General features: G+C 43.6%; 12 protein-coding genes. 6 read left to right on the plus strand and 6 right to left on the minus strand.

All coding sequences use genetic code 11. The annotated features are described in order from the left end of the window. Positions 1-193: 193 nt before the first annotated feature. From tolQ to JMX18_RS04230, 4 genes are all read left to right on the plus strand, one after another. Positions 194-943 (plus strand): protein TolQ, encoded by a 750-nt coding sequence (tolQ, locus tag JMX18_RS04215; RefSeq protein WP_201584762.1) that lies wholly within the window; start codon positions 194-196, stop codon positions 941-943. A 1-nt stretch (position 944) separates the two neighbouring features. Next, positions 945-1,403 carry a protein TolR gene (tolR, locus tag JMX18_RS04220; RefSeq protein WP_201584764.1) on the plus strand — a complete coding sequence of 153 codons (459 nt, stop codon included), beginning with the start codon at positions 945-947 and terminating at the stop codon, positions 1,401-1,403. A gap of 91 nt (positions 1,404-1,494) precedes the next feature. Next, complete coding sequence (locus tag JMX18_RS04225; RefSeq protein WP_201584765.1) at positions 1,495-2,442, plus strand: TonB C-terminal domain-containing protein; 948 nt, start codon at positions 1,495-1,497, stop codon at positions 2,440-2,442. Positions 2,443-2,541: 99 nt separating this feature from the next. After that, positions 2,542-3,849, plus strand: coding sequence for a PD40 domain-containing protein (locus JMX18_RS04230; protein WP_201584768.1), 1,308 nt, complete (start codon positions 2,542-2,544; stop codon positions 3,847-3,849). Between the two features lie 120 nt (positions 3,850-3,969). Here the strand turns inward: JMX18_RS04230 and JMX18_RS04235 are convergent, their stop codons facing one another. The 6 genes from JMX18_RS04235 to JMX18_RS04260 all read right to left on the minus strand — a co-directional run bounded on the left by JMX18_RS04235 (position 3,970) and on the right by JMX18_RS04260 (position 11,426). Continuing rightward, positions 3,970-4,617: a c-type cytochrome gene (locus tag JMX18_RS04235; RefSeq protein ID WP_227674552.1), complete on the minus strand. Its 648-nt coding sequence runs from the start codon at positions 4,615-4,617 to the stop codon at positions 3,970-3,972. Positions 4,618-4,695: 78 nt separating this feature from the next. After that, entirely contained in the window at positions 4,696-6,297 is a 1,602-nt protein-coding gene (locus tag JMX18_RS04240) for a flavin monoamine oxidase family protein (protein ID WP_201584770.1), read from the minus strand. A 279-nt stretch (positions 6,298-6,576) separates the two neighbouring features. Beyond that, positions 6,577-8,010 carry a cytochrome c gene (locus JMX18_RS04245; protein ID WP_201584772.1) on the minus strand — a complete coding sequence of 478 codons (1,434 nt, stop codon included), beginning with the start codon at positions 8,008-8,010 and terminating at the stop codon, positions 6,577-6,579. A gap of 670 nt (positions 8,011-8,680) precedes the next feature. Next, the gene (locus JMX18_RS04250) at positions 8,681-9,289 is read right to left on the minus strand and encodes a flavodoxin family protein (protein WP_201584773.1); all 609 of its coding nucleotides are present in this window, start codon (positions 9,287-9,289) and stop codon (positions 8,681-8,683) included. A 31-nt stretch (positions 9,290-9,320) separates the two neighbouring features. Then, the gene (locus JMX18_RS04255) at positions 9,321-10,397 is read right to left on the minus strand and encodes a polyphenol oxidase family protein (protein WP_227674553.1); all 1,077 of its coding nucleotides are present in this window, start codon (positions 10,395-10,397) and stop codon (positions 9,321-9,323) included. Positions 10,398-10,403: 6 nt separating this feature from the next. Next, positions 10,404-11,426, minus strand: coding sequence for an RluA family pseudouridine synthase (locus tag JMX18_RS04260; RefSeq protein WP_201588216.1), 1,023 nt, complete (start codon positions 11,424-11,426; stop codon positions 10,404-10,406). A gap of 880 nt (positions 11,427-12,306) precedes the next feature. On the opposite strand from JMX18_RS04260, the gene JMX18_RS04265 reads away from it, so the two are divergent. After that, positions 12,307-13,545 (plus strand): outer membrane protein assembly factor BamD, encoded by a 1,239-nt coding sequence (locus JMX18_RS04265; protein WP_201584775.1) that lies wholly within the window; start codon positions 12,307-12,309, stop codon positions 13,543-13,545. A 317-nt stretch (positions 13,546-13,862) separates the two neighbouring features. Continuing rightward, the gene (gene dnaG / locus JMX18_RS04270) at positions 13,863-16,028 is read left to right on the plus strand and encodes a DNA primase (protein WP_201584777.1); all 2,166 of its coding nucleotides are present in this window, start codon (positions 13,863-13,865) and stop codon (positions 16,026-16,028) included. The last annotated feature ends 62 nt before the right edge of the window (positions 16,029-16,090 follow it).

The following is a 16,090-nucleotide window of genomic DNA, read 5'->3' on the forward strand; positions in this document are numbered from 1 at the left end:
TTTACTACTTAACCCTCCCCTAAGTTAGTATAATCGTTTCTAAATCTTGCCCTTAGCTAATTTTGAATGATAATATGCTGGCAATTATAGCCATAGCTATCTATAAGCTTTTGCTGAATATTAAATTTAAGTTTCAAGGTTTTTTATTTTATTATTTGAGTTAATCATTATTAATTGTCAGTGAGCCCATGAAATGCCTGAATCATTAAATATTCTTGACCTGATTGTACAAGCCAGCCTACTGGTACAAGTTGTTATGGGACTATTACTGCTAGCATCACTAATCAGTTGGGTTATTATCTTTCGGCTTAGTGCAAGATTGGGTACGGCTAAAAACTTTGATAAGCAGTTTGAGACTTGGTTTTGGTCGGGCGAGGATTTAGCAAAGCTGTATCAAGGGGTGCAAGGCTCACCCGACCGTCAAGGGCTTGAGCAAATATTCTATGTTGGCTTCTCTGAATATCTAAGAATGCATAAGAAACGACAACCGAAAGACGATATCATCGACGGTGTTGAGCGTAAGCTACGCGTAGGTCTGGGTCGGCAGCAACAGTTGCTTGAAGCAGGCATAGCGACGCTCGCTAGTATTGGCTCTGTAGCCCCTTATGTGGGTTTGTTTGGGACGGTCTGGGGTATTATGAATGCCTTTTTAGGACTATCACAAACCGAGCAAGCAACATTAGCCTCAGTAGCGCCTGGTATTGCTGAAGCTCTGATTGCCACAGCAATGGGGCTATTTGCCGCTATTCCTGCGGTGCTGGCTTATAACCATTTTACCGCAAAGTCAGGGCGACTGTATGAATCACGGGCATTGTTCTGTGATGAGATGACCGGCATGCTACAACGGGAGACCAGCACGCAAGCTAGTTTGCCAAGAGAAACTAGCATTGTAGAGAAAAGTATGAAAAACAGCCCTGAGACTGGTCAAGTCAGGGAGCTATAATATGAGACCAAGCCCTTATCAGCGCCAGAAAAAACCGCTTAATGCCGATATGAATGTCGTACCTTATATCGATGTAATGTTGGTATTGCTAGTGATATTTATGGTCACCACGCCGATGCTAACCACGGGTGTTGATGTTGATCTACCGCGCGAGCAAACCAATAGCATGGCTCAAAACCAGCTGCCGGTTATTGTCTCTTTAACCAGTAGCGGTGAGATTTTTATTAGTTATGAAAATAATATAGACATGCCTATCAGCGAACCTGAGTTGATTGATACTCTGTCAAACTTGCAAGCACAAGGTAGTATGAATGGCCAGCAACCTTTGCAAGTTATGATTAATGCGGATCAAAACAATCAGTATGGCGCAATCATGTCATTGATGGCTAACTTACAGCAAGCCGGAATCCAAAAAGTAGGCCTGTTAACAGGTGCGCCCCTACCCACTCCGCAGCTATAATAACAACCTACAGCTATTAAACAACATGGTTGTAAAACACCTTATTATTAACACTTTAACTTGATCAATTACGCCTCTGAGTAGCTAACCAATGAAACAAGCGCCTGCCGTCTATGTCCCTACTGAGCCTGAAGGTAATGGTATTACTTTACCTACCTTATTGAGCTTACTGGCGCATGGCATCGTGCTTGGTTTATTGATTTACACCTATCAGCAGCCTGAATTAGAAACTCCAGCTAGCATCGAAACTACTATGGTGACCCCAGGTGAATTGGCTGAAATGCAAGCGCTGATATTAGCCAATCGTGCGGCTACGCAAGCGGCTAGTGGCAGTAATTCAGCAACCGCCGAACCTACTAATAATAGTAGTGAGCAAAGTATCACTCAGTCGTACCCACCAAACGATCCGGTATTTACACGCTTTGATGAGCCTGCGGATCGATCATTGATGATAACTAAAGAGCATCAACAGAGGCTGCTTGAGCAATCAGAAGAATACGAACGTAATATAGCCCGATTGGCCGCTGAATTAGATGCGACTACTGAGCAAGAGCGTAGTCAGGTCGATCAAGATAAGCAACAAGAGCTAGATAAAAAACGTGAGGAGCTAGAGTCTTTTCGTCAGCTGCAAAACCATCCTCCTAGGATTGAGAAGCCTACTAGAAATGATCGTAATATAGAAATTAATACAGGCTCTGGTAGTACTGGCGAGAGTATCAGCATAACAGCGGGCGAGTCCACCGTATCAAATACAGCTAGCGGCGGCAGTCCCAACCGTTCTACTGGAGAATTTAAGAATAGAATAGCCGAAGAGATTCAGCAACACCTTAATGCACCGCAAAACACCCAAGGGACTACTGCTAGAGTACTACTCAAACTAGACGCACGAGGAGCAGTGCTATCCGCCAAAGCCAGCGGTGCTAATCCGGAGGTAAATGCCGCCGCCGAAAGAGCTGCTTTTGCTGCTAGCCCATTGCCTATTGACCTAAATAATCCTAATGCGTTTAGGGAATTAGTGGTTAATGTTACCGTTAAATGATAGCTATAAAATGAAAGCAACACGCCCTAATCTGCTATAGTATTGAGTAATTATTAAATTACATAATCATCAACGCGTATCCACGCTAGGATATTCTATATGAAGCTGTCTTTACCTTCTACTTTGAATCTAACTCCACTGGCATTATTACTTCCTTCACTGTTTTTAGTACCCGTTTATACGGCTACGGCAGCGCCGATGGAAATTGATGTGACCGTGGTAGCGCCAAGACAACAAAACCAAGTCGCTTTTGTGCCTTTTGCGGGTGATTCCGTTTTATCTCCTATTATCCTAAACGACTTAAGCCAAACCGAGCTGACGGTTACTAACAAGAGTCTACCACAGCAGCCGCGTAGTAGTAGCGAGCTGACAGGAACATTACCGGTCTGGCAAAACTTAGGCATCCCCTATCTGGTCGTTGGTAATACTCGTACCGAGCGCGGTAAAGTTATTACCGATTATGAAGTGATCAATGTTCAGTCAGGTCAAGTCATCGAAGGCAAGCAAACCCTCAGCGCAGATAATAACCAGCAGAGCATGCGTTATGCCGCTCACGTCATCGCTGACAAAGTCTACGAGCTTATTACCGGCACACCCGGAGACTTCTCAGGCCGTATCGCTTATATCGAAGAGACTGGCGTTGGTAATAATAAAGTCTCTCGTCTAAAAGTCATGGATGCTGATGGCGAAAACGCCAGAACCATTACTGAGGTCCAAGGTTCTATTTTCTCGCCCGCCTGGTCACCAGATGGCACCCGTATCGCTTATGCGGTGCAGCGCGAAAAGTCCTATCCGGTCATTTATGTACAAAATATCAGTGGCGGCGGCGCTAATGTTATCACCCCTTATAAAGGCAGTAACTTAAGTCCTTCTTTTTCGCCAGATGGCAGCAAGATACTGTTCTCTAGTAGCTTTGAGGGTAGCGCTGGAATTTATGAGATAAATGCCAGCGGTGGTAATCTAAGGAAGCTGGTTAACTGGCCCAGCAGTGAAGTACAGCCAAGCTATGCGCCTGATGGCAAGTCATTCTTATTTGTCTCTGACAAAGCTGGATTTAATAAGCCGCAGATCTATCGTTACGAATTTGGCTCAGGGCGTACTACCCAAGTCTCCAGAGGCGGCTATGCCACCAGTCCGCAGTTCAGTAGCGATGGCTCCCAAATCGCCTTTTTAAGCGGGCGTTCAGCTGCGGTTATGAACAGCGGCGGCGCAGTCACCGCAAATCTGGGTAACACTGGTATTGACGAGGCGCCAAGCTTCTCCCCTAATGGCAAGCGCGTGGTCTATGCCTCAACCCAAGGCGGTAAAGGCGTATTGACCATCAAGTCTCTCGCTGGTGGCAAAGCATTTGGCAAATCAGGACAAGGCATCATCCGTTCTCCTGTATGGTCACCAAACCCCAAATAACTGATAAATATACTACCGCAACAACAGAGCGCCCGATAATTTATCGGGCGCTCTTTCACTGTCAAATAAGTATTTTCGGACATTACCTCAATAGTTATAGGTTGCTGTTATCCGCAAGCTTTACTGGGTTGGATCTGTGGCTGACGATGGTGGGTTTGCATGACGTAATTCTGCTACATCTTCCGCAGTGACAGTGTCGGTAAAGTCATTAAGCTCACTGTGCACATATTGAGTAACGGCAGCTATCTGCTCATTATTCATCATGCCATGGAAGGCAGGCATACCACGAAAGCCATTAATAAGAATATCTATAACATAAGACTTAGATTGCATTTTACTATTATTAGCCAGCGGCGGATAGTAACCTGCCCCAAACGCACCTTCACCTTCATGCATATGACAACCTGCACAAGAGTCATGATATAGCTTCTTACCGTCAGTAGTTACAAAGGCATTTGTGCCTTCAAACTTTGCTTCCCATTCTGTAAGACTGGGATCATTCGCTATACTGTCTGGCAAGGAGCTGAGATCAACTATGTTCATCTCTGGATCACGAAGCTCTTCGCGGGTCATATAGACAGCGCCCCAAGCACCGGTGTTACGACTCGCTTGATAGTCTGGCTCCTGTATCGCTTCTTGTTTACTCGCCAGTGTTTCTGCATCTTTGTCTGTTTGACTACAGCCTAATAGCGTAGCGCTACCAACGACACTTAGCAATATCATAGCAAGTGCCTTGGGTTTCATAATTTCCATGGTTATATTGTCCATGATAGCCTCTGAATTTTTATCTTTATATGAATTTTTATCATAAAATGGAATTTTATTGCTATAAAATATTACTTTACATTAACCTAGCATCTTTGCTTTTTTATGTAAGCGATTGGCAGCATCTAAGCCTGATAAAATAGCGCCTTCTTGCCATGCAGGAATATGCGAACAATGCTCGCCTGCCAATACGATACGATGATCAATACTACATAAGGTATCGTAATGCTGTTCACGTCTAGATTGGTTCCAAATACCATAACAACCTAACGTCCATGGTATACGGTGCCAAACGACCGACGTTCCGGTACGGAATTCTTCTGGATACTGAGGATGAATGTACTTACCATACTCAAGTGATACATCAATGCGCTCTTGGGGCGTCAAAGTATTAAATTTATAAGAAGTTGCGCCAAAGCCATAAGCACCTAGCAGCACACCTGTACCTGTTTTAAACATATCTTCTGATGGATAAGCGATTTGGGTAATAGGCATATCGGTATAGGTCACTCCACCATAAATCCACTCATCCTCCTCCCAGAAACGACGATTAAATTCCAAACCTACTTTATAGGAAGTATCATAAGGTACCGCAGCCATGGCTTGTTTCATGGGCTTTGAGACATTGATATCGATTTGAGTCAGCACGGTAAGAGGAATATTACAGACACACCAGTCGGCACGAACGCTCTTAACTGCTCCATCAGGATTATTGGCATCGACATATTCTACTGTTACACCAGTTTCGTCCTGATTAATCTTAGTTACTTTTGCGTTGAACTCAATCATATCACTACATTCACGAGTGAAAGCGTCACCGATTTTACCCATACCACCTACAGGCTGGAACATCGTAGGGTGATGCTCATATAAGGTATGGTTAGCATAAATGTCTGCCCACATACCTGAATCTAGTAGCTCATCTAGTGGTAATGGCTTAGAAGGCTCAGAGTTTGGCATCAAACCGCCCCCAGGAAAGACATTATAACCACGGCGTGCACTAGTCGCCTCAGAGGCGCGATAACGATAGTCTTTATCGAGTACACCCCAGCCTTTTAAGCCTTCAAGTAGCTTTTCTTTGTCTTCATTATTGACCGAGCGATCCAAACTGCCGACATTAACCGCTTTTGATAACAGCTCCGAGACATGACCACGCACATCACTTCTTACATCACCTAAACGCTGCGGTGCCCCATTAAAGTGAGTGCTACGATGCAAGTAAGCATGGTTATTAGTTTGGACAAAAGGCTCCATAGCCACACCAAACTTTTTGCAATAATGGAATACTGCATAGTGATGAGTAGGGAGACGCCATGGTCCACCATTGAAGTAGTTACCTTCTTCAAAATCACAAGTGACTTCTAAGCCGCCAAGCTCGGTATATTTATCCCCGCTATGCAGTGTCCAGCTACGTCCACCACCACGATTTTGATATTCTAGTACCTTTACATTGTAGCCCGCTTTACGCAGCTCGTAAGCAGCAGTCAAGCCTCCAAGGCCCGCACCTAGAACAATAATACTAGCGCCAGGAGGCGCTCCTTTTAAATCCATTGCTTCGGTAAAAGTCGATTCTGATGCGAAGCCTAAAGTGGTCATCGCCTGATACATAGCCGTGGCACCAGCAGTTTTACCGATCATTGAGAGCAGTTGGCGCCGCGTAGGTGATTGAAGCATATCTTTCATGTTAATGTCCTTTTGGTATGACTTAATAATGATCAATAAACACAGACTTTATTATCTCTAGCTTGGTCGTCTTAGTATCATTTAGAGGGCTAAACACGATATCCTCAGTCCAAATGCTTATTGTTTTGTCATTAACCTTAATTTTATTATGAGTAATTTCTAGTAAATATTCTTTTATAAGTATCTCTTATAACTATAGAGTCCACTCAGTTTTCTATTGGTCTAATGATTGGCTCTAAAATCATTTGTAAACACTATTAAATTTTAAAGCCGCTCAAATTAATGGGTGCGTTTCTTGCGTACCATATTCCAGATAATCAAACCGATAATAAGCAGCACAGCAATGATGCCAAGGGTGGCTAATATACCGGCATACTTAATTAAGAAAGGTCGTTGATCTTGAGGTGATATCACACTATCAACATCAGCAGCACTAACATTACTGTTAGCAAGACCGCCGAAATTAACGCGAACATAGTTGGAAATATCAGCAATCTGGGCACTATCTAGCTCATCTGAGAACCCTGGCATTATAGGACTGGTATTCGTTGCCCCATCAACTCCATGCAGAATAACGTTAATCAAACTAGCCGGGTTATCACGGCGGATGCTACTTAATCCTACGATAGGTGCATAACGTGCATCAGGCTGACCATAACCATCGACTCCGTGACAGCTACCACATGCCGCAAGGTACAATCCCTCCGGAGAACTACTATCCACATTGGCTTTTGCTTGCGCTAAATAGTCTTTTTGAGCGATAAGATCATGGGTAATAGACTCATTTATCGGTCTTTTCAGGCTTGATACATCGGCAACGTTAACCTTATCATCAGTTTGGATAGCAGGAACCGCTTTTAGGTAGGAAGCAATAGCCCCTAAGTCTTCATCTTCCAAGAAGCGAGTACTATGAGCAACTACCTCTCCCATAGGTCCGCCAGCGAAGACGCGCTGATCAAGCTCACCCGTACGCAAATAGGTAACAATATCTTGTTCACTCCAGCTACCAATACCACTGGATTCATCAGAAGTAATATTAGGCGCATGCCAAGTACCTAACTGAGCACCGGCTAAATACTTACTATCATCAACGCCCATAGTACTGTTACGAGGGGTATGACAAGTACCGCAGTGCGCAAGATTGTTAACCAAGTACTCACCGCGTTGCTCGGTCGCACTTAAACCTTCACGATTCTCATTAGCGGGAAGGTTGAGCACATTCCAACCCAGCATAAGGAAACGGAAGTTAAATGGGAAAGGTAATTTGGTTTCGTATTCAGGTTTTTCATCAACCGCTGGCACCGTCTGCAAATAAGCAAATAGCGCACTGATATCCTCATCAGTCATACCATTATAAGAAGGATAAGGCATGGCCGGATAAAGCATATGATTGGGAGCTCGGCCTTTTTGTAAAGCATTCTTTAGATCAGCTTCGGTATAATTGCCAATGCCGTAGCGTTTGGATGGGGTGATATTAGTAGCATAAATATCGCCCATTGGGGTTTCAATAGCGGTACCACCGGTATAATCTTCGCGGTGACAGGCCATACAGTCAGCAGCACGTGCAATGTACGCCCCTCTATTGACTAGATCACTATTGGCTGGGCTTACATTCGGTAAGCTGGCGCTGGGAACGCTCGCTCCTTCGGCCATCGCGGCGCTGGAAGTGATACCGATAGCAAGCATCGATAGCACCATATAAAGTGGCTTCATAATATCCTCGTATAACTGGCAGCGTGGTTATGTTTTAATTTTTAGCTTTGTTTTTTCTTAATTTTGTCTAGCAAACAATAGTCTAGCAAACAATAAAAAATTAGACTATTTGATAAAAGAAAAATACTGCTTTATAAAAGACAACTTTAAACTATTTCTAGATTATTGCTAGATTCTTAACGTATCTATCCAATTTATTTACAAAAACAATAAATCATTCTCAGCTTATGACTCGGTAAGCCTGTTGACTTGTAGGCTATAGTTCGATATAGGATAAAGTGGATTTAAGGGCATTATCATTTACTGAAGTAGTAATATAGCGAGCGATATACCCAGCTACAATGTTACGTTATAGCGTATAATTCATGCTGTAGGCATTTTATTTTATGCAGAATCATCCCATACTGAGAGCGATCATGAAAACTCTTGCCTTTATTTATACCCTTGTTTTGACGACGCTATTAAGTGGGTGTCAATCTATTCAGTTTTTTGACAGCCCTATCCCTGTAGTCTCTAAACCTGCTATAACTAAGCCGATTTAAAGCAGCACTAACAACCGATTATTTATCAGCTTCACAAAAAAACAGACGCCAATATTGACGTCTGTTTTTATTTATTATGACTCTGTATTTTGATTATATGATTTACAGGTTTATAGTAGTTATTAGCCTCAGCTGACGGGTCTATGTTTGATAATGGTTTTTGCTAAGTGATTACCAAACCAAATAGCCGTATCAATATCGCCTTTCCCCGGGGTTTCCTCTGGTGGCGCATTGAGTGATTGAGTCATCAACCCCAAAAAGCTCGACACCCGGTTTAAGTCATTTTCCCCATGACCTGTAGGCATCAGTGGCATGCCAATCCAGTTCATACCGTGCTGCATAGCATACAGACATATCTGCTGCAGCACTGCAAGCTTATCACCGCTCAAGCCACCTGAGTTAGCAAAACCAGCGGCCCACTTACCCTCCCACTTACGATGGAACCAGCGCTTAGAGGTTTCTTCCATAAAGGTTTTTATCTCAGCAGTAGCACTACCCATATAGACAGCACTGCCAAAAACCAACAAATCAGCCTGATCCAAAAAATCCCAATCCACATCATAAATATCGATTGCTCGAGCTTGCGCTTCTGGTAGTTGCTGGCGCGCCCCTGTAACAATCGCTTCGGCTACACGCTTGGTATGACCATAGTTACTATGATAAACGACCGCTATGGATAACCCATGCGCTGGATCTGCAATAGATTTAGATGGTGAAGGTGATGCGGATGTATTCATACGAACTCTACAATAAGTAAAAGGTTAGGAATTAGATAGCTGGGCTACGCACGATAATCAGTGCCATACGTCCAGTGGCTGACTGCTGTAAATGAGTTTGGCGACGATAAGAATAGTAACGCTGATCGGCATAACTACAAGGATAGTCATCATTACCCACATTTATACCAGCACTCTGTAGTTGATAAGCAGCCAACTTAGGCAAATCTAGCTTGATCTTGTCTTCAGTTGTGCGTTCAGTTGTGCGCTCAGTTACGAATAAGCTGTCTATAGTTTTATTTTTAACGATTACTTTAGCGCTATCTGCAAAATTATCAACTGCCTTATGTAAATAATCAGGTTTAGGATAACTGGATTTCGTATGACTAGACGCCGTCACAACATCAGCAGCTGTACAGAATAGTTGATCAAATTTATGGATGGCGGCCGCTGATAAGGATTGATTTTCTATACAGCCCGCCAGCAACTTTTCTCGAACCTGATAACCTAACTCATAGTTATCAACGCTGATACAAGCGCCTATCCAAGCCTTTATCTGCCCTACTGAGTTAAAGCGTTCGGCTGTGGCTTTTATAATCCCGCAAGCCAGTCCTTGCCAGCCGGCATGAATGGCGGCTATCTGTCCTGTTGCTGGCTGATAGAGAACGATAGGTACGCAATCAGCGGTCATGATTGCCAAGCCAAGCTGATCCTGACGACTAATCATCGCATCAGCATCTACTGGATAGATACTAGGCGTATGCTGGTCAATATCATAAACCTGCTTATCATGCACCTGGTTAACCCAGTGCAAGCTCTTAATAGGTAAACGCTGCTGTAAAGCTAACTGCTCATTGATAGCGGTCAGCAGTCGCATACGGTTATCCAAGACCTTAAGCGCCTTATCTTTGACATGTAACCCTAAATTAAACTCGCCGTAACTAGTCTGCGCGGTAATATTGAATGGCTGATCATTAGATAGCGACCCCTCAACTTCTGAATCAAAGGCTGTCTCATTAAAAGACGACAGGTTTGTACAAGCTAGCGTTTGAAAGATATTCACATCACCCAGCTGAGTCAGCTCTACCATAGGAGGTTTATCATTCATCGCATAGGTCTCGTCACTCATTTAGAATTACTCAGCGCCATAATCATCATTCAGCACGGCTACTAATTGCTGCATATCTTCAGGCATAGGCACGGATACTTCAATATCCTCACCAGTCACCGGATGTACAAAACCCAGTTCATAGGCATGTAAAGCTTGGCGCGGGAAGTTCAGAATAGCCTGACGCTGCGCTTCACTTAAGCCTGCACGCAACTGGCGACGACCACCATAAACCCGATCACCCACTATAGGATGAGTGATATGACTCAAATGGACGCGAATCTGATGAGTGCGTCCGGTCTCAAGCCCTACATCTAATAAACAGTAACTATCATTGAGCGGCGTAATAGCCAAAAGATGAGTTACCGCCTCACGCCCAGCCGTCATAACGGTCATTTTTGTACGCTGATTACGATGGCGGCCAATAGGCGCATCGATACGACGATGACGGCCAAGGCTTGCCGCATCGCCTGCGACTATACACTGGTAGTGACGGTAGACTGATTTGTCTTTTAGCTGCGCCATCAGTGCCATTTGCGCAGGCTTAGTTTTGCCAATCAATAGCAGTCCTGACGTATCTTTATCGATGCGATGCACCAATCCGGCACGTGGCAGATGGTGCTGCTGTGGATAGTGATATAATAAGGCGTTGACTAAAGTACCGGTTTGATTGCCTGCACCTGGATGCACCACCATGCCTACCGGTTTATTAATGACCAACACATCCTGGTCTTCATAAACCACCTCAATAGCGATGTTTTCAGGCTGATCTTCACTATGCTGCTGTAAGGTCGTCGATAGATGCAAAACATCACCCGCTTTTACCCGTTGCTTGGGCTTTTGGGTAGTGCTATTACTTATTAGGCTACCGTCACTAATCCAGCTTTGTAGCTGCGCTCGGGAAAAATCGGTAAACACTTTTGAAGCCAGTTTATCAATGCGCAAACCAGCTTCATTTTCAGTGACCGTATGAGTCACGTCTATAATTACAGGTACCGGCTGTCCCGCTACTGACAAGCTTGCATTAGGCTCATCATCTATATCATCCATATCGTCTAATAGTTCATCAGAAAATGAGCTTTCAAGCAGCTCATCATCTGCTGATAGATCGCTATTTTGTTGATGATTATCAAGGTTATCGGTAGCAGATAAGTCTTTTTCAGACTTAGGCGGCGTAGGTAAGTCGGTATTTGGCGATGTTTTTTCGGTCATAGCATCATTATTCATAACAGATTCATACATGGCAAAGTCACCAGAGTGAGCTTTGAGTAAGTAAATAGAAACAAGCAGTTGACCTTTGACAATAATCCTCATCAAAACAGCCAAACTAGAGTCGGCATAGTGTAGCATGCTCAGCGCTCAAGCCCTATAGCCATCATCAGCTATCTGTCAGCCATACTAGTTTTTCTAAAGTTATCTCAAAAGCTTAAAGCCAGTAAAGAGAACGGACAAAGATAAATAAACAGCATGGTAGCTCCTACGCTAATAACTTCTGTAATATAACGTAGTGGTAATTTACTGTATATTTAGCACAGCGGACCTTATTTATCGTCGCCCATTAATGCTGTGCATGCTAAACTAGCAAAAATTTATTAAGCGATTAGCACCTTTTAGGATTCTAAGCAGTAGATAGGTGCACTTATTAATTCGCCTATAAACTGTTTTGAATACTTATTATGTTGTCGATTAACGATAAAGTCGCACACAAAAATAGACGAAGCGCTGGTTATTCTATAAAGTACAGTCATATTTGCTGTATGCTATGGCTCACCCAAGTAGGGTAACTATAGGTTAGTTCATTCTTATAAAGCATTAATAATACCTGCTTAACGGCTATTTGTTTTAATGGACTATCGTTAATTTTATTCCTAATTTATTATAACGTATGATAGCGTTGCTGCTATTATGCATCTTGCGTCGGAGAAGAAGTATGCGCCCTGTTGGCAACACGTTTATCAAATTATCCTCAGTGACTCTACTTACCCTCAGTATGAGCTTGGTAGGTTGTCAGACCTTTAAGAACCTAACCGGTCAGGGTGATGAAGACGCAGTCGAAACGGCTGAAAAATCAGAGCAAGCCTATTACCGTGACGCTATCAATAAGATCGAAAAAGGTCGTTATTCTCAAGCTGTCGAAGACTTGTCTAACTTACGTACCTTCTACCCTACTGGGCAGTATGCTGAGCAAGCCCTGCTGGATATTATGTATGCGCAGTATGTGAGCGGCGATTATGAAACCGCAGCGGCGAGCGCTGAGCGTTTTATTAGTTTATATCCTGCCAACCCACAGATTAGCTACGCCTACTACGTACGTGGTATCGCTAATATGCAAGGTCCCTCCGATGGCCTGAAGATATTCAAGGTCGATCAATCTAAACGCAGTACCGCTTATTACCGTCTAGCATTTGCTAACTTTCAAGAGCTGGTTAATAAATACCCTAGCAGTCCTTACGCTCCTGATGCCGCTCAGCGCATGACCTATATTTATAACCAGTTCGCTCAAAGTGAATTGAACGCCGCTAACTGGTATATCGAGCGTGAAGCCCATGTCGCTGCAGTCAACCGTGCCAAGTGGGTCTTTCAGTATTATCCGCTTAGCGAATCAGTACCCGAAGCCATTGCTATTCTAGCTTACAGCCATGAGCAATTAGGACTCAATGATCTGGCGCAAGAATATAAAACCTTGCTACAGATTAACTACCCTAATTGGCTCACTGATGATGGCCGAGTAAAACTGGCTACGAAACGAGACCGTTCATGGCTAAACAAGTTAACTTTTGGCCAATTAGGCCGGGTTAATGTTGCAGACTCTGCACTCGTTGAAGGTCAGTATAGCGGCGCTACCAAAACTCAGATAGTTCGTAATGCTAATCAGCTAAGATTACCCGCTAGTAATGCAGAATCTGCTACGATGTCATCAGCTATAGGTGGGCCGGTACGTAATAGAGGGGTTAATGTTGGTCTTGGCTTGCCTGAGAGCTCAACTGAACAAGTTTCAGGTCAAGGTAGTGCCAGTGCTGCTGCAAGAGAAGCGGCTGTTGATCCCCAGAACACCAATCCAAGTCGCCGCACCACTTTGCCCAATACTGATGGCCGTGATCGTATTCGCTTGGCACCATCCGATAGAAGCACTACTACCGATAATATAGAGTCAGAGGATGACAATTAAAAGGGATTGATGACTCTAGTCGTCTGTACTTTTTAATTTTATTTATAGCTGCCCACAAATTATAAATTTATAAGGTCAACTGTATAGTTGGCCTTATTTTTCTATTGAAACAATAAATATAATCTGTTGTTTAATAGGGGTTATAAAGAGTTAAATAGCAGATTAAGTTTAAAACTTATATTTCTGTTAAATATTATTTGCTTAGGCTATTTTATTGTCGTTCAAAATCAATAAGCCTACTCCTGACCGATACTATAAAATAAATACAAGCTATAAAATAATTCTTATTTTATAGCTTATGGTAAACTATCCTTCTCATGAGTATTCCTAGCCATATCCTTGATCAATTAAATAGCCAAGCCGATCTCATTAGTATGATTGGGCGGCACACTACGCTTAAACGGGCAGGTAGTGAATATAAAGGCTGCTGTCCGTTTCATGGTGAAAAGTCACCTTCCTTTTATGTCAATCCGCAAAAAAACATCTACCATTGTTTTGGTTGTAGTGTCGGCGGTAATGCTATAAGTTTTTTGCGTGATTATGAAAATCTAACCTTTATTGAAGCGGTTAATGAGCTGTCTAAACAAACCGGCATCGAGGTGCCTAAAGAAGAGCAGCAAAACGTCAGCTATCAACGCACTGCCCCAAAATCTAAAACTATACCTAAAGCCGCTCAGCCGGTGAATACCCCAGTACCGCCGTTACCTTTATCAGCAGCCAATACACCTACTGATTCTCATACTTATGATCAGCCACCAGATTATAATAGCGACAGCTATGAGCGTTTATCAACTTTTATACCTGCTGATCAAGCTTATGAAGTTATAGATTATAGCGATACCGCTTACTACGCCAGCGATGCGCAAGACTCTCCTCCTGCCTGGTTAGGAAGTGAGGGCTCTGTAAACTTAGACGCTAGACATGCTACTAGCCATAAAGGCCACTATGAAAACAATGTGGAACAGAATGCAGAACAGGACGGTAACCTATATGAGCTACTGACCCGAATTCAGCAGTTCTATCAACACAATCTGAGCACTCATCCGCACGCTAAACATTACTTTACTGCACGCGGTATTACCGAGCAAAGTATTGAAAATTTTGGCTTAGGGTATGCGCCCTTTGGTTGGCAACATCTTGAACATCAGTTTCCGCAGGATATTGAGGGGTTAAAAGCTTTAGGTTTGGTACGCCAATCAGAGTCAGGACGTGATTATGATCTGCTGCGAGACCGGATTATTTTCCCTATTCGAGACCATCAAGGACGTACCATTGGTTTTGGCGGACGTGCGCTTGATGACGAGGTCAAACCTAAATATATTAATTCATCCGACTCGCCTGTATTCCATAAGCAGTATGTGCTTTACGGCTATTATGAGTCACGCCAGCAGCGTGCTGAGCGCTGGTTAGTAGTTGAAGGCTATATGGATGTGATCGCCCTTTACCAAGCCGGTATTTATGGCGCTGTAGCATCGATGGGCACAGCAATCAATGAAAGTCAGATCTCGCGTTTACTCACTTTAAATCCGACTTTGACCTTGAGTTTTGATGGCGATAGTGCAGGACAAAAAGCGGCTTGGCGCACCCTTGAGGTCGCTCTGCCCGTACTCAGCGATGATAAAGAGCTGCGCTTTTTGACCCTGCCTAATAACCATGATCCCGATACCTTTATAAAAGCTCACGGCGCCGATGCCATGCGCACTCAGCTCAAAGACGCTATGCCGCTATCGCAGTATATTTTTGCCTACCTAAGCGAGCGTTACGATTTGAGCTTAGCAGAAGGTAAGGCTAAGCTTATGTCGCAAGTGCGCACTTTGACAACTGCGTTACCTAAAGGCAGTAGCTTTCGTTATCTATTAAATAACGACATTTACCAAAAACTTGGCGGCAAACGCAGTCAAAATGTTGAGGCCAAAGACGCCTTGCTTGATTTTGATGGCGACATGACCATTAGTCAGCAATTACAATTGTGTTTTTTATTCCAGCCACGCGCACTTATCGATAATCCTATTGAATCCATTTGGCAGCAGGCTGGTATTAGCCAGCTGGATCTACCCGCTCATATCAAGAAAAAGGCTACTACTGAGGCCTTCAGACCGCTGGCATGGGAGGATTTGCAGGACGAGGCTTTACTTGAAGTGGTAAGCACTATTGAACGCTGCTTGAACTATTTGCCGACCGAACCAAATGCGGCGGCACACTTTATTTTGTCTAATGTTGAAGCATCTACCCAACAGACACTGAGTCGTAGCTGGGGGTCATTTTATAAGACCCTCATTAGCAGGAACATCCTAAGTCTTGATGAGCTTATCGAGAACCTAGTGATGCAGCTGCTTAAATTGCATATGCAAAAAAAGATGCAGGAGCTGATAAAGAACCCTGATCACATCAAGCTGGCTATTGTGCGCAAGCAAACCCAGCTATTGAATGATTGGCTACGTGCCAAGCAGGCTGAACAATCGACCCAAATGATCGGTCCTTAAGCGCTTATTCATATGAATTTTGCTGTATCTTATAGTTTATAAGCTGTTTAGCCTTTAAAACA

The organism is Psychrobacter jeotgali (assembly GCF_904846315.1).
Lineage (GTDB): Bacteria > Pseudomonadota > Gammaproteobacteria > Pseudomonadales > Moraxellaceae > Psychrobacter > Psychrobacter jeotgali.

What these genes read in the sequence shown, in the direction of transcription:
- tolR (WP_201584764.1), top strand. Translation starts at nt 945, where the DNA reads ATGAGACCAAGCCCTTATCAGCGCCAGAAAAAACCGCTTAATGCCGAT.
- JMX18_RS04235 (WP_227674552.1), bottom strand. Translation starts at nt 4,617, where the DNA reads ATGGACAATATAACCATGGAAATTATGAAACCCAAGGCACTTGCTATG.
- JMX18_RS04245 (WP_201584772.1), bottom strand. Translation starts at nt 8,010, where the DNA reads ATGAAGCCACTTTATATGGTGCTATCGATGCTTGCTATCGGTATCACT.
- JMX18_RS04230 (WP_201584768.1), top strand. Translation starts at nt 2,542, where the DNA reads ATGAAGCTGTCTTTACCTTCTACTTTGAATCTAACTCCACTGGCATTA.
- JMX18_RS04255 (WP_227674553.1), bottom strand. Translation starts at nt 10,397, where the DNA reads ATGAGTGACGAGACCTATGCGATGAATGATAAACCTCCTATGGTAGAG.
- JMX18_RS04225 (WP_201584765.1), top strand. Translation starts at nt 1,495, where the DNA reads ATGAAACAAGCGCCTGCCGTCTATGTCCCTACTGAGCCTGAAGGTAAT.
- JMX18_RS04265 (WP_201584775.1), top strand. Translation starts at nt 12,307, where the DNA reads ATGCGCCCTGTTGGCAACACGTTTATCAAATTATCCTCAGTGACTCTA.
- JMX18_RS04240 (WP_201584770.1), bottom strand. Translation starts at nt 6,297, where the DNA reads ATGAAAGATATGCTTCAATCACCTACGCGGCGCCAACTGCTCTCAATG.
- dnaG (WP_201584777.1), top strand. Translation starts at nt 13,863, where the DNA reads ATGAGTATTCCTAGCCATATCCTTGATCAATTAAATAGCCAAGCCGAT.
- JMX18_RS04250 (WP_201584773.1), bottom strand. Translation starts at nt 9,289, where the DNA reads ATGAATACATCCGCATCACCTTCACCATCTAAATCTATTGCAGATCCA.
- JMX18_RS04260 (WP_201588216.1), bottom strand. Translation starts at nt 11,426, where the DNA reads ATGGATGATATAGATGATGAGCCTAATGCAAGCTTGTCAGTAGCGGGA.
- tolQ (WP_201584762.1), top strand. Translation starts at nt 194, where the DNA reads ATGCCTGAATCATTAAATATTCTTGACCTGATTGTACAAGCCAGCCTA.